Annotated in this window: 15 protein-coding genes and 3 pseudogenes; 3 read left to right on the forward strand and 15 right to left on the reverse strand. The window is 55.4% G+C overall.

From position 1 onward, the window contains the following. Positions 1-157: 157 nt before the first annotated feature. From hemG to pepQ, 4 genes are read right to left on the reverse strand one after another with little or no spacing between them, the layout of a single operon-like run. Positions 158-694, reverse strand: coding sequence for a menaquinone-dependent protoporphyrinogen IX dehydrogenase (hemG, locus tag HA45_RS17690; RefSeq protein ID WP_100701430.1), 537 nt, complete (start codon positions 692-694; stop codon positions 158-160). A gap of 18 nt (positions 695-712) precedes the next feature. After that, positions 713-2,164 carry a Trk system potassium transporter TrkH gene (gene trkH, locus HA45_RS17695; protein WP_100701431.1) on the reverse strand — a complete coding sequence of 484 codons (1,452 nt, stop codon included), beginning with the start codon at positions 2,162-2,164 and terminating at the stop codon, positions 713-715. Between the two features lie 26 nt (positions 2,165-2,190). After that, positions 2,191-2,808, reverse strand: coding sequence for an IMPACT family protein (locus HA45_RS17700; RefSeq protein WP_100701432.1), 618 nt, complete (start codon positions 2,806-2,808; stop codon positions 2,191-2,193). Beyond that, positions 2,808-4,139, reverse strand: coding sequence for a Xaa-Pro dipeptidase (gene pepQ, locus HA45_RS17705; protein ID WP_100701433.1), 1,332 nt, complete (start codon positions 4,137-4,139; stop codon positions 2,808-2,810). Before pepQ ends, HA45_RS17700 begins: the two co-directional genes overlap by 1 nt. Before the next feature lie 186 nt (positions 4,140-4,325). Here pepQ and fadB point away from each other — a divergent pair. Together fadB and fadA are read left to right on the forward strand one after the other, a co-directional pair. Then, a pseudogene (gene fadB / locus HA45_RS17710) lies at positions 4,326-6,507 on the forward strand (fatty acid oxidation complex subunit alpha FadB). Between the two features lie 10 nt (positions 6,508-6,517). Next, positions 6,518-7,681 (forward strand): acetyl-CoA C-acyltransferase FadA, encoded by a 1,164-nt coding sequence (gene fadA / locus HA45_RS17715; protein ID WP_100701435.1) that lies wholly within the window; start codon positions 6,518-6,520, stop codon positions 7,679-7,681. A 43-nt stretch (positions 7,682-7,724) separates the two neighbouring features. On the opposite strand, the gene fre is transcribed toward fadA, so the two are convergent. The 3 genes and pseudogenes from fre to pepE all read right to left on the reverse strand — a co-directional run bounded on the left by fre (position 7,725) and on the right by pepE (position 10,746). Continuing rightward, positions 7,725-8,426 carry an NAD(P)H-flavin reductase gene (fre, locus tag HA45_RS17720; protein ID WP_100701436.1) on the reverse strand — a complete coding sequence of 234 codons (702 nt, stop codon included), beginning with the start codon at positions 8,424-8,426 and terminating at the stop codon, positions 7,725-7,727. Between the two features lie 30 nt (positions 8,427-8,456). Further along, positions 8,457-9,940 (reverse strand): annotated as a pseudogene (gene ubiD / locus HA45_RS17725) (4-hydroxy-3-polyprenylbenzoate decarboxylase). Between the two features lie 74 nt (positions 9,941-10,014). Then, positions 10,015-10,746, reverse strand: coding sequence for a dipeptidase PepE (gene pepE, locus HA45_RS17730; protein ID WP_100701438.1), 732 nt, complete (start codon positions 10,744-10,746; stop codon positions 10,015-10,017). Positions 10,747-10,961: 215 nt separating this feature from the next. Here pepE and rfaH point away from each other — a divergent pair, with 215 nt between their 5' ends. After that, positions 10,962-11,450, forward strand: a complete 489-nt coding sequence (gene rfaH / locus HA45_RS17735; RefSeq protein WP_100701439.1) for a transcription/translation regulatory transformer protein RfaH — start codon at positions 10,962-10,964, stop codon at positions 11,448-11,450. Here rfaH and tatD read toward each other — a convergent pair. The 8 genes and pseudogenes from tatD to rmuC all read right to left on the reverse strand — a co-directional run bounded on the left by tatD (position 11,447) and on the right by rmuC (position 18,843). After that, positions 11,447-12,229: a 3'-5' ssDNA/RNA exonuclease TatD gene (gene tatD / locus HA45_RS17740; protein ID WP_100701440.1), complete on the reverse strand. Its 783-nt coding sequence runs from the start codon at positions 12,227-12,229 to the stop codon at positions 11,447-11,449. The genes rfaH and tatD overlap by 4 nt on opposite strands. Positions 12,230-12,443: 214 nt before the next feature. Further along, on the reverse strand, positions 12,444-13,211 hold the full coding sequence (tatC, locus tag HA45_RS17745; protein WP_100701441.1) for a Sec-independent protein translocase subunit TatC: 768 nt from the start codon (positions 13,209-13,211) through the stop codon (positions 12,444-12,446). A gap of 2 nt (positions 13,212-13,213) precedes the next feature. After that, positions 13,214-13,888: a Sec-independent protein translocase protein TatB gene (gene tatB, locus HA45_RS17750; protein ID WP_169718927.1), complete on the reverse strand. Its 675-nt coding sequence runs from the start codon at positions 13,886-13,888 to the stop codon at positions 13,214-13,216. Between the two features lie 9 nt (positions 13,889-13,897). Then, complete coding sequence (gene tatA / locus HA45_RS17755) at positions 13,898-14,143, reverse strand: twin-arginine translocase TatA/TatE family subunit (protein WP_100701442.1); 246 nt, start codon at positions 14,141-14,143, stop codon at positions 13,898-13,900. A gap of 110 nt (positions 14,144-14,253) precedes the next feature. Continuing rightward, positions 14,254-15,891, reverse strand: a complete 1,638-nt coding sequence (gene ubiB, locus HA45_RS17760; RefSeq protein WP_100701443.1) for a ubiquinone biosynthesis regulatory protein kinase UbiB — start codon at positions 15,889-15,891, stop codon at positions 14,254-14,256. Beyond that, positions 15,888-16,493 (reverse strand): ubiquinone biosynthesis protein UbiJ, encoded by a 606-nt coding sequence (ubiJ, locus tag HA45_RS17765; protein ID WP_100701444.1) that lies wholly within the window; start codon positions 16,491-16,493, stop codon positions 15,888-15,890. Before ubiJ ends, ubiB begins: the two co-directional genes overlap by 4 nt. 6 nt (positions 16,494-16,499) lie before the next feature. Beyond that, complete coding sequence (ubiE, locus tag HA45_RS17770; RefSeq protein ID WP_100701445.1) at positions 16,500-17,258, reverse strand: bifunctional demethylmenaquinone methyltransferase/2-methoxy-6-polyprenyl-1,4-benzoquinol methylase UbiE; 759 nt, start codon at positions 17,256-17,258, stop codon at positions 16,500-16,502. A gap of 75 nt (positions 17,259-17,333) precedes the next feature. Next, positions 17,334-18,843 (reverse strand): annotated as a pseudogene (gene rmuC, locus HA45_RS17775) (DNA recombination protein RmuC). Positions 18,844-18,874 lie beyond the last annotated feature (31 nt).

An 18,874-nucleotide genomic window follows, 5' to 3' on the forward strand; every position in this document is an offset into this window, starting at 1 on the left:
TCTCCGGCGGGGTGAATCTCTTCACGCCCTGCTGAGTCGTCTGCGTTGCCGCTTTGCCGTCTCAGTGGATGCGCATTATAGGGAGTTGATTCTGGCTGACAAGGGATTATTGCAAAAAAATGATCGTTCGACCTAAATTTAGCCACAACGCTCTATTTCACAACGATTTGCCTGGTAACTGCACAAAATCCTGGGCAAAAACCGCCACTTTATTCCAATCGGTGTACTCAACTTCTTTAGACGTATCGGTCTCACCGTCTGTCATGCGCATAATCAGTTGAATCATGACGCGATCAAACCAGCGATAGCGGGGATAACGCAACGCGCCGGCAAACACCGCACAGCAATCGGGCTGCCAGGGAGAGAGTGTCAGAAACTTGCTTGTATAGGCATTCGTCGCAGGGGAACACTTATCCGCTTTACGCGCGGTCAGATTAACGCTGAAGAAACCGCTGACACGTTGTTGCAGCTGTGCCTTATGTAAAGTCACAAACTTCATTAATGCAGGATGGAAACGCCCGTAGCGAATAGAGGCACCAATCAGCACACGATCGTACTGCGCCCAATCAACACGCTGAGCCGCCAGTAAATCAATCACGTCACACAGCTGGTGCGGCGCTAACGTCTGCGCAATACGCGCCGCGATCTCACGGGTTTGCCCATCGCGGCTGGAATAAAGAATCAATGCTTTCATTAGATAATCCTGTTTCCCTTATTCACGCCAGAAGGTCGGAGTGAACAGAACCAGCAGTGTGAACACCTCAAGACGCCCAAACAGCATGGTTAAAATCAAAATCCACTTAGCGACATCATTCATTGAAGTGAAGTTGTCCGCCACAACGCCCAGGCCTGGCCCAAGGTTGTTCAGCGTGGCAGCCACTGCAGCAAAAGCGGAGAAGTCATCCACGCCGGTCGCGATAATCGCCAGCATGCTGAGCAAGAACACCAGTGCATAAGCAGAGAAGAAACCCCACACCGCTTCGAGGATACGTTCCGGCAGTGCGCGATTGCCCAACTTAATGGTGTAAACCGCATTAGGGTGCACTAAACGCTTCAGCTCACGCGATCCCTGCTTAAACAGCAGCAGAATACGAATCACCTTCAAGCCACCGCCGGTCGATCCGGCCATACCGCCGATAAAAGCAGAGCACAACAGCAGCACCGGCAAGAACAATGGCCAGCGCGCAATGCTATCGGTGGTAAAGCCTGCGGTAGTCGCCATCGAGACCACCTGGAAAAAGGCTTGATTCAATGTCTGCCAGCCACTGGCATAAACGTTGTGAAACCACAGCACTACCGTACAGATCAGCACTAACGTCAGCTGTACGCCAATAAACATGCGAAATTCGGGATCGCGCCAGTAAACTTTGAGGCTACGACCGCTTAATAAAGAGAAATGCAGACCATAGTTACAACCCGAGATCAGCAGGAACACCGCCACAATGGTATTGATGGTAGGACTGTTGAAGTAGCCAATACTTGCATCATGAGTGGAGAAGCCGCCAATCGCGATGGTTGAGAAGCTATGGCCAATCGCATCAAACACCGGCATGCCCGCCAGCCACAGTGCCACGGCACAGGCCACGGTGAGCAACACGTAAATCAGCCACAGCGTTTTAGCCGTTTCCGCAATACGCGGGCGCATTTTGTTATCTTTCAGCGGTCCCGGCATTTCAGCGCGATAAAGCTGCATGCCGCCCACGCCAAGAATTGGCAAGATGGCCACCGCCAGGACAATGATCCCCATACCGCCCAGCCATTGCAGCATCTGACGATAAAACAGAATCGCCTTCGGTAGCGTATCGAGGCCGACTAAGGTGGTCGCACCGGTGGTGGTCAGCCCGGAGAAGGATTCAAAGAAAGCATCAGTGATCGAGAGATGCGGCTGTTCAGCAAAGATAAAGGGCATCGCACCGACACTGCCCAACACGGTCCAGAACAGCACGACGATGAGAAAGCCTTCGCGCGGTTTAAGCTCCGTTTTCTTTTTGCGATTCGGCCACCACAGCAGCGATCCAATCACAATCGCCATCATAAATGTCTGGCTAAAGGCGCGTCCGGCACCATCGCGATAAATTAAGGCCACCAGCCCCGGCAGGATCATGGTTACCGAGAATAAAATCACCAACAGGCCCACGATGCGGGTAATGGCGCGAAAATGCATTCAGCCGTTCCTTTAAACAGATGCTTTTAGTTATCCAGCGGGATGAGCGTCAGCGCGCCCCGGCTGTAATCAGAAAGGTTTTGCCGAAAGCCATCAATCTGCGGATGCGGCAACGCCAGACGTAGCGCGATACGATCCTGATAATGGCTCTCTTCGATGATGCCGTCAAAGCGTTGCAACAGACGCTCAATATCACTTAACTGGGCATAGTCACATTGCAGAGTAAAAGATTGCATCGGCACTTTACGCCCGCGCGCCAGTTGCTTCAGCCCCTGCTGCACACCGCCGCCGTAGGCTTTCACTAATCCGCCGGTCCCCAGCATGATGCCGCCATAATAACGCACCACCACGGCGGTAATTTCTCCCACGCCACTGCCCATAAGCTGCGCCAGCATCGGTTTGCCCGCCGTGCCTGAAGGCTCTCCATCATCGGAAAAGCCCAGCTGCTGCGAATCATCCGGCTCACCCGCGACCCACGCCCAGCAATGATGACGGGCAGCAGGATGCTCCTGTCTCACCTGCTGAACAAAGGCACGTGCAGCATCAGCGCCATCGGTATGCGCCAAATAGGTGATAAAGCGGCTTTTCTTGATGGTTTCCTCGCTGAGGCTCACGGCCTCAGCGGGAATATCGTACGCATTCATCAGGCCAGATGCAGATCGCGCGTCATGTTTTCAACGCGATTGGCGTGAATCACCACATTATCCTCGATACGAATACCACCGTACGGTTTCAATGCGTCGATCGCCTGCCAGTCAAAGTACTGGCTGTACTTACCACCGCGCAGTTTCGCCAGCAGTGAATCAATGATGTAGAAGCCTGGTTCGATGGTCAGCACCATGCCCGGTTCCAGCACACGGGTACAGCGCAGATAAGGATATTGTGACGGTGCGGCCAAGTGCGTGCCGCTGTCATCCTGCATAAAGCCGGCTACATCGTGCACCTGCAAGCCGAGTGGATGTCCCAAACCGTGCGGCATGAATGGGCCGGTCAGGTCTTCGGCCACCAGCGTTTCTTCAGTCAGACCCTTCACCAGATCGAACTTCAATAATAGACGGGCAATACGCTGATGCATTTGCAGGTGGTAATCGGTGTAACGCACGCCCGCTTTCAGCGTCGCAATCAGCGCCAGCTCTTCTTTATTCATCGCCTCTACCATTTCGGCATAACGCGATTTGCTTTGTGCTGCATAGCTGCGCGTCAGGTCGGCGGCATAGCCAAGGTACTCCGCACCGGCATCAATCAGGAAACTATGGCGCTTTGCCGGTGGCTGATGATCGAGCTTGGTGTAGTGCAGCACCGCAGCATGTTCATTGAGCGCGATGATATTGCCGTACGGCACATCCGTATCACGATGGCCCGTTGCGGTCAGATACGCCTGGTTGATATCGAACTCGCTCATTCCGGAGAAGAAGGCTTCTTTTGCCGCGCGATGCCCCGCGACCGCCAGCTTCTGCGCTTCGCGCATACAGGCCAGCTCGTAGTCGGTTTTGATGCTGCGATGATAATGAAGGAAGTCGATGACACCTTTAGGATTCACGCGCTCGCTGTTAATACCGAGCTGCGTAGCGCGAGATGGCACGGGTCCGATATAAGCCACATTGTCGCGCTGAGCAGGCAACAACTGCGCAATATCATCGGCATCTTTCAGTCCTACAACCTCGACATCATGTGTCCAGAAGCTGTTGGGCAGCGGTTCAACGTTGTGCCAGTAATCCACCGGTGAGTAGAACCACAGTTTTGGCTTGTTGACGCCATCGATCCACAGCCAGCAGTTTGGCACCTGCGTCACTGGCACCCAGGCTTTGAACTGCGGATTCACCTTAAACGGGTAGTCGTGATCGTCGAGAAAAACGGTCAACAGCTCGCCGGAATGAATCAACATGGCATCCAGTTTGTACCGTGCCAGCACCTGTTGCGCTCGCTGTTGCAGCGTATTGATATGCGCGTGATACAGGGTTTTCAGTGAATCCATGGACTTGTCTCCAATATCGCGAAATTGGCCGCAGTGTAGCACAGCCTCAAGTCCGTTGCCGTGCTGCACGCGCTGTGATCGGCGTATCAAATAAGCAAAGACTCGTTTGCAAAAAATTAACATGCCGCCCACACTCCAACTCATCTGGTATGACCAGATCACCTTTCGCGGTTTCAGGAGACGGACATGCTCTACCAAGGCGATACCCTTTCAGTTCACTGGCTTGACGATGGCATTGCCGAGCTGGTTTTCAATGCCCCCGGCTCAGTGAACAAACTCGATACCAAAACAGTCGCCTCATTGGGCGAAGCCCTCAGCGTGCTGGAGCAACAGCCCGAACTCCGTGGCTTATTGCTGACGTCAGCCAAATCGGCGTTTATCGTTGGTGCCGACATCACCGAATTCCTGTCGCTGTTTGATGCGCCAGAAGAGAAGTTAAGCCAGTGGCTTACATTCGCTAACAGCATCTTTAATCGCCTGGAAGATTTACCGGTACCGACGATAGCCGCGATTGACGGCTACGCGCTGGGCGGCGGCTGTGAGTGCGTGCTGGCAACGGATTTCCGCGTCGCCACAGCGACGGCTCGTATCGGTTTACCGGAAACCAAACTCGGTATCATGCCAGGCTTTGGCGGCAGCGTGCGCTTGCCACGGTTGCTCGGTGCCGATAGCGCACTGGAGATCATCGCCGCCGGAAAAGATGTTGATGGCAGCAGCGCCTTACAACTCGGTTTGGTCGATGCTGTGGTGAGCAGTGAAAACTGCGCGCGGCAGCGCTGACTATGCTGCAGGATGCCATCGCGCAAGGCAGCTGGCAGGCGCGCCGTGCGCCTAAGCTCGCGCCCTGAAACTCAGCCCGATTGAAGCGGCGATGAGCTTCACCATTGCCAAAAGCATGGTGATGCAAACCGCAGGTAAACACTACCCCGCGCCCATCACCGCAGTGAAGACCATTGAAGCGGCAGCCGGTTTAAGTCGTGACGATGCATTGAAACTGGAAACCGCTGCGTTCGTGCCATTGGCGCAAAGCGATGTGGCGCGCGCGCTGGTCGGTATCTTCCTGAACGATCAGTATGTCAAAGGCCTGGCGAAGAAACACAGCAGCGCAGCCGGTGCACCACAGCAAGCCGCGGTGTTGGGCGCGGGCATCATGGGCGGCGGCATTGCCTATCAATCGGCGTGGAAAGGCGTGCCGGTAAAAATGAAAGATATTAATCCGCAGGCATTGACGCTGGGGATGACGGAAGCCAGTAACTTGCTGAATAAGCAGCTGGAACGCGGAAAAATCGACGGAGCCAAACTGGCGAGCGTCCTGACGACGATTCAGCCCACGCTGGATTACGCCGGTTTCGAGCGCACCGATGTGGTGGTCGAAGCCGTGGTCGAAAATCCGCAGATCAAAGCCAAAGTGCTGGCTGAGACCGAGCAGCACCTGCGTGACGACGCCATTCTCGCCTCTAATACTTCCACCATCCCAATTAGCCAACTGGCGCAATCGTTGCAGCGTCCTGAAAACTTCTGTGGCATGCACTTCTTCAATCCAGTGCCGCGCATGCCGCTGGTTGAGGTCATTCGTGGCGAGCAGACCGCCGAAGCGACCATCAGCAAAGTGGTGGCCTGGGCCAGCAAGATGGGCAAAACGCCGATTGTAGTGAATGACTGCCCCGGCTTCTTTGTGAACCGTGTGCTATTCCCCTACTTCGCCGCTTTCAGCCTGCTGCTGCGCGATGGCGCCGATTTCCGTCAGATCGATAAGGTGATGGAGAAACAGTTCGGCTGGCCGATGGGCCCAGCGTGGTTGCTGGATGTGGTGGGCATTGATACCGCTCATCATGCACAACAGGTGATGGCGCAGGGCTTCCCTTCTCGCATGCAGAAAGATTACCGCGACGCGATTGATGTCCTGTTTGAAGCCAAACGTTACGGCCAGAAAAACGGCCAGGGCTTTTATCAGTGGGAGCAAGATAAAAAGGGCAAAGCCCAGAAGAGAGCCGATCCGGCTGTTGATGCGCTGCTGGAACCGATTTGCGAGCTGAAACGCGTGTTCAGCGATGAAGACATTGCCAACCGCATGATGTTGCCGATGCTTAACGAAGTGGTGCGTTGCCTCGAAGAGAAAATTATCGCCTCACCGGCTGAAGCCGATATGGCGCTGGTGTACGGCCTCGGTTTCCCACCGTTCCGTGGCGGCGCCTTCCGCTATATGGACACGCTTGGCATCAGCAATGTGGTCGATCAGGCCAAACGTTACACCGCGCTGGGTCCGCTGTATGCGTTACCAGAACTGTTAATGCAGAAAGCCCACCAGCATCAAAGCTGGTATCCCGCAGCCCAACCGATTGACGAAGCGACACTGCAAAGTGCCTGAGGTGGAGAAAATGGAAAAAGTAGTCATTGTTGATGCCGTGCGCACACCGATGGGCCGTTCAAAAGGTGGCGCGTTTCGTCAGGTACGCGCGGAAGATTTGTCGGCGCATCTGATGCGAGAACTGCTGAGCCGTAATCCGGGCGTTGATCCCGCGTCTCTGGATGACATCATTTGGGGTTGCGTGCAGCAGACGCTGGAGCAGGGCTTCAACATTGCGCGTAACGCGGCACTGCTGGCAGAAATTCCGCACCGCGTACCGGCCAGCACGGTGAATCGCCTGTGTGGTTCGTCGATGCAGGCGCTGCACGATGCGGCACGCGCCATTATGGTAGGCGATGCGCAGAGTTGCCTGATTGGCGGCGTTGAACATATGGGGCATGTGCCGATGAGCCACGGCGTTGATTTCCACCCTGGTCTGGGTCGCACCGTCGCCAAAGCCGCCGGCATGATGGGCTTAACCGCCGAAATGCTGGCGCGCATGCATCACATTACTCGTGAGCAGCAGGATGCTTTCGCGCTGCGTTCACATCAACGCGCCTGGGCCGCGACACAGCGCGGCGATTTTAAACGCGAAATTGTGCCGACGTATGGCCACGATGCGGACGGCGTGTTGAAACGTTATGAAACGGACGAAGTGATTCGTGAAGAAACGACGTTGGAGGGATTGGCTGCGCTGCGTCCCGCGTTTGACCCGGTTAACGGCACCGTCACCGCCGGTACCTCATCCGCGCTCTCTGACGGCGCAGCAGCGATGCTGATCATGAGCGAAAGCCGTGCCCGTGAACTCGGCCTGACCGCACGTGCACGTATTCGCAGCATGGCGGTGGTCGGTTGTGATCCTTCCATCATGGGTTACGGTCCGGTGCCGGCCAGCAAACTGGCACTGAAACGGGCCGGATTAAGCGTACAGGATATCGATCTGTTCGAGCTGAACGAAGCCTTTGCTGCGCAGACGCTGCCGTGCATTAAGGATTTGGGATTGCTGGATCAGCTCGATGAAAAAGTGAATTTGAATGGTGGCGCGATTGCGCTGGGGCATCCGCTGGGATGTTCGGGGGCACGAATCAGTACTACGCTGCTCAACCTGATGGAACGTCGTGATGCGCAGTTTGGTCTGGCGACCATGTGCATTGGCTTGGGCCAGGGCATCGCGACGGTGTTCGAACGCGTTTAATACGTTGAAGCACGTGTTCCCGCCCTTTCGGGCGGGTTTTTACTCAAATGAAGGCAAACGCATCGCCAAACATCTGCGCTTCAACCGCACCGCGTTCCGCACAGAAACGCTCACGTGCAATCTTCGCCATCTCAAAACGACCCGCGATATAGATGTCATGATCGCTGAGTGTCGCGTAATCCTGCATCACCGCCGTTAATACGGTGCCACTGCGTCCGGTCCAATCGTCTGCCGGCTGTTCCACCACCGGAATGACCTTCAGATTAGGATGCTTCACCGCCAATGCATTGAGCTCATCCAGATCGTACAAATGCATCAGTTCACGGCCGCCCCAGTAAATGGCGATATCGCGATCGGGCTGCTGCGCCAGCGCCGTCAGCAGAATTGAGCGTGCATAGGAGAAACCGGTGCCGCCGGCGATCAGAATGATCGGGCGATCGCTGTCCTCACGCAGCCAGGCGTCACCGTGCGGCATATCCACGGTAATTTGACGATCGTTCTTGATGCGATCCATCACCGCCATCGCATAGAGGTTCAGGTCTGATGCACCAATGTGCAGCTCAATGATGTCCTTTTCCATTGGCGTAGAAGCCAGTGAGAACGGGCGCTTATCACGCTCATCCATCACCACCATCAGATACTGACCCGCACGGAAGCTAAAATCCGCCGCCGGAATCAAACGGACGCGGTACACGGTATCCGTAATGGCTTCAACCGAAGTGACTTTGCAGTTTAACGTCGTCATACATGCCCTTTTTTTGGTTTTCTGCCGCCATTAGCGCTGCGGCGGCTCGGCAAAGATAGCTAACTCATCCCAAATTGCGTCAATGCGCGCAGTCACCGCCGGATCTTTCACAATCGGCGTGCCCCATTCGCGTGTGGTTTCACCTGGCCACTTATTGGTGGCATCGAGACCCATCTTTGAGCCCAGCCCGGAAACCGGCGAGGCGAAGTCGAGGTAATCGATTGGCGTGTTTTCCACCATCACCGTATCGCGCGCCGGATCCATGCGCGTGGTGATCGCCCAAATCACATCGTTCCAGTCGCGTGCATTAACATCGTCATCGCACACAATCACAAACTTGGTGTACATAAACTGGCGCAGGAAAGACCAGACGCCAAACATCACGCGCTTGGCATGCCCGGCATATTGCTTCTTGATCGTCACCACCGCGAGGCGATAAGAGCAGCCTTCCGGCGGCAGATAGAAATCAACAATCTCCGGGAACTGCTTGATCAGAATCGGCACCAGCACTTCATTCAGCGCTACGCCCAACACCGCAGGTTCATCTGGCGGACGACCGGTATAGGTTGAATGATAAATCGGGTTGCGGCGTTGCGTTACGTGCGTCACGGTAAACACCGGGAAACTATCTACTTCATTGTAGTAGCCTGTGTGATCACCGTAAGGGCCTTCTGGCGCCAAATCGCCCGGTTCGATGTAGCCTTCCAGCACGATTTCTGCGCTGGCGGGCACTTCAAGCTCGTTCGACAGGCACTTCACCACTTCGGTTTGTTACCGCGCAGCAAACCGGCAAACGCATACTCTGACAAGGTATCCGGCACGGGCGTTACCGCACCTAGAATGGTGGCCGGATCCGCGCCCAGCGCCACGGACACCGGGAAACGCTCACCCGGATGGGCTTTACACCACTCCTGGAAATCCAGCGCGCCACCGCGATGTGACAGCCAGCGCATGATGAGGCGGTTTTTGCCAATCACCTGCTGACGATAAATGCCCAAATTCTGGCGTTCTTTATGCGGGCCACGCGTGACGGTCAAACCCCAGGTAATCAATGGCGCGGCATCGCCCGGCCAACACTTCATCACCGGAATGCGCGACAGATCAACATCATCACCGCTGAACACCTCTTCCTGGCACGGCGCATTGCGCAGGCGCTTGGTCGGCATGTTCAGCACTTGTTTGAACTGCGGCATCTTATCGAACAGATCGCGAAACCCTTTTGGCGGCTCGGGTTCTTTCAGAAACGCCAGCAGCTTGCCCACTTCACGCAGCGCACTGACCTCTTCCTGCCCCATGCCCATCGCCACACGCTTTGGTGTGCCGAACAGGTTGCACAAAACCGGCATGTCATACCCTTTCGGGTTCTCAAACAGCAGCGCCGGACCGCCCGCACGCAGGGTGCGATCGGCAATTTCGGTCATCTCTAACTCAGGATCGATTTCCTGAGTGATGCGCTTTAACTCGCCGCGCTGCTCCAGCAACGCGAGGAAGTCTCGTAAATCCTGATATTTCATGCGGCGTTAGCTTCCAGCCAGAGTGAATCGGCCATTATAGGTCTGATTGACGCTGGCGTGTTGTGGTTTGTGGTTCAAGCTGGCTGGCAGGAGAAAGGCACCAGCGACTGAATAGCCAGCACATCGTGATGTGCCGCAATCGGCTCACCATGGCGGAACACCTTGAAATCCTCACCACGCGCGCTGTAATAGCGCAGGCGGTTTTCACTGACGTGCAGGAAACTGGCTTCGCGCAAGGCGATCACTGACTCATGCGGATTGACCGCGCAGAACTCAGCCAGACGCTCATCACGCGTTTCTCCCATATGCCCGCTGACGTGCGCATCCAGGTAGTGTGGATTAATCTGCACCGGGAACAGACCCAGCGCGGGTAACACCACACTGCTGCGGACCGGCATATCGTTGGTGGTACGAATCGATGGCGTGGCTACGTTGCAACCGGCGCTCCAGCCGACGTAAGGCACACCGCGCTCGCGCACGGCACGCTGAATCGCCACGATCAGTCCGTGTTCATGCAGCATCTGGTTAAGGAACCAGGTGTTGCCGCCACTCACCAAAATCATTTCGGCCTGTTCAATCGCGGCGACCGGAGAGGCGAACTCGTGCACGGTTTTCACTTCGATACCGAGTGAGTCAGACAAGTCTTGCGCGCGCTGTGCATGATCGCCACGAATAATGGCATAGGGCACCAGCACGGCCGATGTGATGCCGCGCTGAGCAATCATCGCATGCAGTTGCGGGTGAGCGTAGCTCAGCAGTGGCGCATCATCGGCCACTTTGCCGTTGCTTAATAAGAACAGTTCCATCAGCCAGTCCTTTTTCAAATTCAAGCGAAAGATGGAGAAGGAGTCTGATACAGATGGTCATCAGCCGTCAATTTTCTTGCAAGAAAGCGTTAATAAGCCGCACCAATCGGAAAATCGTAGTGATTTTTATTTCACAGCCGCGATTCCGCTGGCCGATGCGCTATAACTCTGACAGCAGGTTTGTTATTCTTAGCGTCCATTATTTGGGAGCAGTTATGGAATCCTGGTACTTACTCTATTGCAAACGTGGACAGCTGTTGCGCGCGAAAGAGCATCTTGAGCGGCAAGAGGTGAATTGCCTCAGCCCAATGATCGCTCTGGAAAAGATTGTGCGCGGTAAACGCACCACCGTGAGTGAGCCGCTGTTTCCCAACTATCTGTTTATCGAATTCGATCCGGAAGCGATTCACACCACCACCATCAGCAGCACGCGCGGCGTCAGCCACTTTGTGCGCTTTGGCACTCAGCCTGCCACGGTCTCCAGCGTAGTGATTGAAGCGCTGCAAACCGATGCGCCGCAAATTATGCTGGACCCGGAAACGCCCCAAAGCGGTGATGAAGTGATCATCACCGAAGGGACCTTCGAAGGGCTGCGCGCTATCTTTGCCGAGCCCGATGGCGAAACCCGCTCGGTTCTGCTGCTCAACCTGCTGAATAAACAAGTGATGCGCAGCGTGGATAACAAGCAGTTCCGCAAGCTCTAAGCCAGCTTAAACAGCTGACGCGCATTGTGATTAACCTGCGCGCCCAGCGTTTCCGCCTCTTCCCCACGCCAGTTCGCCACCTGCTGCACGATATGCGGCAAGAAACACGGCTCATTGCGGCGCGACGGCGGACGCGGATGCATATCACGCGGCAGCAAATAAGGTGCATCGGTTTCCAGCAACAGCCGGTCGGCTGGAATCAGCGGCAATAACTCACGCAGTTCCAGACCACGTCGCTCATCGCACACCCAACCGGTAATTCCCACCGATAAGCCCAGCGCCAGACACGCTTCCAGCTCCTCACGCGTGCCGGTAAAACAGTGCGCCACCGCCCCCGTTAATTTCGGCAGCCAGGGCTCCAGCACCGCGATAAAGCGCTCGTGGGCTTCGCGGCAGTGCAGAAACACCGGCAGCTGCAGCTCGGCCGCCAGCGCCAGCTGCGCATCGAAGGCGTATTCCTGCTGATCGTGTGCGGAGAGGTTGCGGTTAAAATCGAGCCCGCATTCGCCAATCGCCACCACCTGTTCACTCTCCGCCAGACGACGCAGCGTACTCGCCGTCTCCGCCGACCATTCACTGGCGTGATGCGGATGCACACCCGCAGTTGACCAGCAGTAGCCGGCATGTTGTGCCGCCAACTGACGCGCCTGCTGGCTCTCGAGCGCATTGGTGCCGGTAATCAGCAGGCCGGTGACGCCTGCTGCGCGCGCACGTTTCACAACCTGCTCGCGGTCTTTTGCGAATTGCGTGCTGGTCAGGTTTACACCGATATCAAACATAGCTCTCTCCAGACAATATCCTAAATAATTTGAGCAGCAGGAAGGCGGCAAACGAGAGAGGCCCGATGAACTTACTCAAGTAAGTGATTCGGGCGAACGAGTGTAGCCAACACACCAGCTGCTCAAAGTATGACGGATAAAAAAACCGCCCATAACGGGCGGCTTAGATTCATCATCATCCCGCTCGCTTGCGGGATGCCCTGCTTAAAGGACATCAGGATTCGGTGTTCTGTTCCTCATCCTCTGAATCTGACGCTTTGCGCCCTTTACCCACATAATAGCGAGAGAAGAATACGCCGACTTCAAACAGGCAGTACATCGGAATAGCGAGCAAAGTTTGCGAGAAAACATCCGGCGGTGTGAGCAACATCCCAACAACGAACGCGCCAACCAGCATATAAGGACGTTTCTTACGCAAATCATCTGGCGAGGTAATCCCGGTCCAGCACAGCAGTACAATCGCAATCGGCACCTCAAACGCCACGCCAAACGCCATGAAGATGGTCATCACGAAGTCGAGGTAGTTGGTGATATCGGTGGCGATGGTGACGCCCTGTGGCGCGGTTTTGGCAAAGAAGCCAAACGCCAGCGGGAACACAATGAAGTAAGCAAACGCGACGCCGACGTAGAACAGCAGCGTACTGGAGAACAGCAGCGGCATCACCAGCTTACGTTCATGGCGATACAGCGCGGGTGCCACAAATGCCCAGACCTGATACAGAATCACCGGCACCGCCAAAAACACCGACACAATGATGGTGAGTTTGATCGGTGTAAAGAACGGCGATGCAACATCGGTGGCGATCATGCTGGCACCGGCCGGCATCTGGCTAATCAGCGGCGAGGCCACCAAGTGATAGATGTCGTTGGCGAAATAGACCAGGCACAAAAAGATAGCAAACACCGCAATAATGCAGTTCAGCAGACGCTTACGCAGCTCAATCAGGTGGCTGATGAGCGGTTGGGTATCTTCAACGGCCATGTTTATCGTTCATCTTTTACGGTGGGAGTGGGCATCGTCTCTTGCGAGGTGCGGGCGGGTGTCGCCGTTTCCGCCGTGGCGGTGGTCACGAGCTGAGGTGCCTGTGCCGGTGCGCTGGCTTGATGCACGGACGTCACGGACTGAGGCGCCTGAGCTGGTGCGCTGGCTTGATGCACGGACGTCACGGGCTGAGGTGCCTGAGCTGGAGCGCTGGCCTGATGCTCTGACGTCACGGGCTGAGGTGCCTGAGCTGGAGCGCTGGCCTGATGCTCCGCCGCCGCTGGCGTTACCGGAGGCTGGCTTACCGGCGCAGAAGGTGCACCTGCAGGCTGCGGCTGATGAATGGTGTTAGCTTCATCTTCCGCTTTCTCGATATCGATACTCTGCTGCACAGAACGCTTCATGGAATCGGCAGTTTTACGCAGCTCTTCCATCGACTCTTTCAGCTCCGGCGATAGCGAGCCACGACCCGCCTCTTCGACCTTTTTCAGGCTGTCCTGCAATTCCTGCAGTTTCAGTTCCTGCGCCAGTTCGTTTTGCACATTTGCTGCCAGTGAGCGAATTGCCCGAATCCAGCCCACGACAGTTTTCACCGCAACCGGTAATCGTTGCGGGCCAAGAACAATCAGCCCGATAACGAACACCAATACCAGTTCACTAAAACCAATATCGAACACAGTTAACCCTTACTTATCCCGGGCGTCGTCTTTGCTCGCCGAGGTTTGCTGTTTGTCTGCCAGAGTTTTGGCGTTGAAGTCAGCATCCTGGTCTTTAGGCTGATCCTTTTTATCGTCTTCATCGCCCATGGCTTTTTTGAAGCCACGAATGGAAGAACCCAAATCCGAACCCAGGTTGCGAAGTTTGTTGGTACCGAACAGAAGTACAACAATGACGGCAATGATTAACAATTGCCAAATACTGATACCGCCCATGAGATATGCCTCTAATATTCTGTGAAAAACTCTTGATTGTAACGCACAGAAAGCCCGTATGAATTCGGGCTTTAGCTTGCGACATTACGCGATTTGCACCAGGCAAACAATCAGTTTGTCTTGCGCCAACCTATCAGCCAGGTGACGATGCCAGCCGCCATTAATAGTGCCGGGAAGAAATCCCAGTCAGGGCGACTTAACAGCACCGCGGTGCCACTTAATAACAGTGTAGCCCCTACGCCAAACAGATAACGCGCCTTGTGATGGCGCGTGCGCTGCGCGCTCATGTCAGTAACCAGCTTGTCGACACTGTGCTGCAACCGTTTGTGCTGGCGCATGCTGTCGTAGAACAGTTCTGGCAACTCCGGCAGCTTCTCCGCCCAGAACGGTGCCTTCTCTTTCACCGCACGCAGGATTGCAGGAATGCCGATTTGATCTTTGATCCAATCCTCGAGGAACGGCTTCGCGGTTTTCCACAGGTCAAGCTGCGGATAAAGCTGGCGGCCAATGCCTTCGATGTAGAGCAGCGTTTTCTGCAGTAATACCAACTGCGGCTGCACTTCCATATTGAAGCGACGCGCGGTGTTGAACAGGTTCAATAGCACGTGACCAAACGAGATCTCGGCCAGCGGTTTTTCAAAGATGGGTTCGCAAACGGTACGAATGGCGAACTCAAAATCTTCCACATTGGTGTCCGCCGGCACCCAACCTGAGTCCACGTGCAGCTCGGCCACTTTGCGGTAATCACGATTAAAGAAGGCAATGAAGTTCTCTGCCAGATAGCGCTTATCTTCTTTATTCAGCGAGCCGACAATGCCGCAGTCGATGGCAATATATTGCGGATCTTCAGGATGGTCATAGCTCACGAAGATGTTGCCGGGATGCATATCAGCGTGGAAGAAGCTATCGCGGAACACCTGGGTGAAGAACACCTGCACACCGCGTTCCGCCAGCAGCTTCATGTTGACGCCATGTTTCTCCAGCGTCGCCACATCGGAAATCGGAATGCCGTAAATGCGCTCCATCACCATCATCGACTCGCTGCAGTAATCCGAGAACACTTCCGGCACATACAGCATCGGGCTCTGTTCGAAGTTACGGCGCAGCTGAATCGCATTCGCCGATTCACGCAGCAGATTGAGTTCATCAATCAAGGTTTTTTCGTAGTCGCGCACCACTTCAACTGGGCGCAGACGACGACCATCCGGCAGTAACCGCGGGACCCAGCGCGCCATGCGGTAGATCAGCTTCATGTCAGCTTTGATCACCGGCAGGATGTCCGGACGAATCACTTTAATCACCACGTCACGGCCGTTGGATTTCAGCGTGGCAGTGTGGACCTGCGCAATCGAAGCAGAAGCCAGCGGTTTGATATCAAAATCATCGAACCAGGTCTCTACCGGGCCACCGATGGCTTTCTCAATCTGCTGCTGGGCTTTAAGACCATCAAACGGGGCGACGCGATCCTGTAAAACCGCCAGCTCATCCGCGATGGCCGGTGGGAAGAGATCGCGGCGCGTGGAAAGCATTTGCCCAAATTTGATCCAAACCGGGCCAAGCTGCTCCATCGCCAGACGGATACGTACACCGGTTGATTCGTTTTTGTGCTTGTTGGGGATCCAGAAAATGCAGCGTCGCCAGATTCGAATCGGCAACGTAATGCGCATATGGGGAATCAGTTCATCAAGCCCGTAGGTGAGAAAGATCTTGATGATGAAGTATAAGCGCCGAATTTCTCCCAGCGTCATTTCGCCTCCAGCTGTGCTAAACGCGTTTCAAACGCATTAAGCGAACGTTCCATCGCTTCTACTTCCTCGCAGAACCACGCCAGTTCCAACGCACCGGGCGCGACACGCCACTCTTCAGTCAACACCTGGCCCAGGTAATCCTGGCGGCGAGTGACCTGTTGCTGCACAAATTTCAGTGCCTGCTGTGCCGCCTGGCTAACGCCTTGTGCCGCAATGTCGCCTATCCACGGTGCGAGATACTCGGCCGGATCAAGCTCGGCAAGATCCATCAGCGCGGAGAACTGTTGAACAACCTGCAGATCACCTTCGACGTCCAGTTCACCGCTGCGGATTAAGTGGGTCAACTGCTGGCGATCGCGCAGTTTTGGCAAGGTGCTAAGACGCAAACTGACGCTGCAATCGCCGCTGTCTTGCCAGTCACTCAACACGTCCAACTGCGATTCACTGAACACCAGCACCAGCGGGAAATCCAGCTCCTGCAGGCGCAGCTTCAGCACTTTGCCCACCAGGCGCTGACGCGCGGCTTTGAGGCTGCGGTCGCGATAGAGAACACGATTGAGGGCGGTCTCAAGACCGCCGGTAATAAGCGGGGTAAAAGTCATGATGAATCAGAACTTAAAGCCGCGATGCAGTGCCACAATACCGCCAGTCATGTTGAAGTAGGTGGTATTTTCAAATCCGGCATCGTTCATCATCGCCTTCAGGGTTTCCTGATCGGGATGCATACGAATGGATTCCGCCAGATAGCGATAGCTTTCCGCATCCTGCGCCACCAGTTGCCCAATGCGCGGCAAAATGTGGAATGAATAGGTGTCGTACGCTTTGCTCAGCGGTTCAAGCAGCGGTTTGGAGAATTCCAGCACCAGCAGACGTCCACCTGGCTTGAGCACGCGGAACATTGAGGCCAGCGCCTTCTCTTTTTCGGTGACGTTACGCAGGCCGAATGAGATGGTGATGCAATCGAAATAGTTATCCGGGAACGGCAGTGCTTCGGCGTTGGCCTGCACATAGCTGACGTTGCCTGACACGCCCATATTGCGCAGCTTCTCGCGACCCATTTTCAGCATTGAGCTGTTAATGTCCGCCAGTACCACCTGACCCGTTTCGCCCACTAAGCGGGAGAATTTCGCGGTGAGATCACCGGTTCCCCCGGCCAGATCCAGCACGCGCTGCCCACGACGCACACCGCTGCTGTCGATGGTAAAACGCTTCCAGACACGATGGATGCCAAACGACATCAAATCGTTCATCAGGTCATATTTTGCCGCGACGGAATGAAACACGTCCGCGACCTTATCAACCTTTTCGCTTTTCGCGACGGTCTGAAAGCCAAAATGGGTAGTTTCCTGCTGTGATTCATCTGCCATCGGTTTTACCTGTTCCACAAACAATTCTTGCCGAAGTGTATCAGAGTCGCGCTACGCGAGCACGTGACCACCGTGCTATTCGTTGATGCGGCGCAGCGAAGCGCTGGAGGAATCTGCCGCATTTTCATCAGGCTTGGGATCGTCCGCCCAATCTTCATCCGCCTCTTCCGGCTGCGCTTGCTCTACCAGTTGCGGATTGATCGGTCGTTTGATCTCCACGCCCAGCGCACGGAAGGATTCGCTTTGTGCAATCAGATTGCCGCGCCCTTCTGACAGCTTTTTCATTGCCTGATGATAACTGTGCTGCGCCTTGTCGAGGCTATGACCGATGCCGCTCATGTCATCCACAAACAGCCGCATTTTGTCATACAGCCGGGTGGCGCGATCGGCGATGCGCTGCGCGTTGCGGCTCTGGTGCTCGTAGCGCCAAAGGTTGTTGATAGTGCGCAGCGCCACCAGCAGTGTCGTCGGGCTCACCAGCATGATGTTCTGCTGCAGCGCTTCGCTGATCAACTCCGGTTGCGATCGATCGCCAGTAAAACGCCGGTTCGACCGGGATAAACATCAACACATAATCCAGAGAGCGTAAACCGGGCAATTGTTGATAATCTTTTCGCCCCAGCAGCCGAATATGGCCGCGCATGGCATTCACGTGCTCCTGAATCGCCTGCTCGCGCGTGGCTTCATCTTCCGCATTGAAATAGCGTTCGTAAGCCACCAGCGTCATTTTGGCATCAATCACCACATCTTTGCCCTGCGGCAGCCGCACGATCACATCCGGTTGCATCCTGCCTTGCTGTTCCAACTGCACGCTGACCTGGGTTTGATATTCGTAGCCTTCGCGCAAGCCAGACGCTTCCAGCACCCGCGCCAACACCACTTCGCCCCAGTTACCCTGGATTTTGTTGTCGCCCTTGAGCGCTTTGGTGAGATTGACCGCTTCCTGCGCCATCTGCGCATTCAGCTGCTGCAGCTGGCGGATTTCATGTGCCAGGGTATGCCGCTCACGGGCTTCCTGGCCAAAGCTGTCGGTCACCTGACGGCGAAAACCATCCAGCTGTTCTCGCAAAGGGCCGATTAAACCATTCAGGCTTTGACGGTTCTGCTCATCCACGCGGCGTCCGCTGTTTTCAAAGATGCGATTGGCCAGATTCTCAAACTGCGCGCTGAGTCGCTGCTCGCTGTTGGTGAGCAGGCGCTGCTTCTCTTCCGCCCCGAAACGCGTTTCTTCCAGACGAATAGTGACTTCACGCAACTCGGCTTCCTGAGCGCTATTCACTTCCAATTGGTTACGCAGTTCTCGATTGAGCTGTTCACTCTCGCCACGCCAGTAATCCAGCTGTTGCAGTTTTTCCTGGGCACCGCTGAGCGCGCCATGCAACTGACGCAGTTCCTGCTCGCGCTGCTGAATTTGCTGTTGAAGGTGTTCGAGCTGCTGCTGTTGGCGCTGTTGCGCCTCTTCCAGCAGGCGGCGTTCGGTGGTGAAGCTGGCGTGCTGGTGCCCGGCACGCAGCTGAGCCACTATCCAGCCAATGGCCAATCCGGCCAACGCCAGCGCGCCGCTAATGATAAGTTGCTGATCCATAATCCCCCCGCGGATCGTTTCGCTGAGGGAA

It is taken from the genome of Pantoea rodasii (genome assembly GCF_002095465.1).
Classification (GTDB): domain Bacteria; phylum Pseudomonadota; class Gammaproteobacteria; order Enterobacterales; family Enterobacteriaceae; genus Pantoea; species Pantoea rodasii.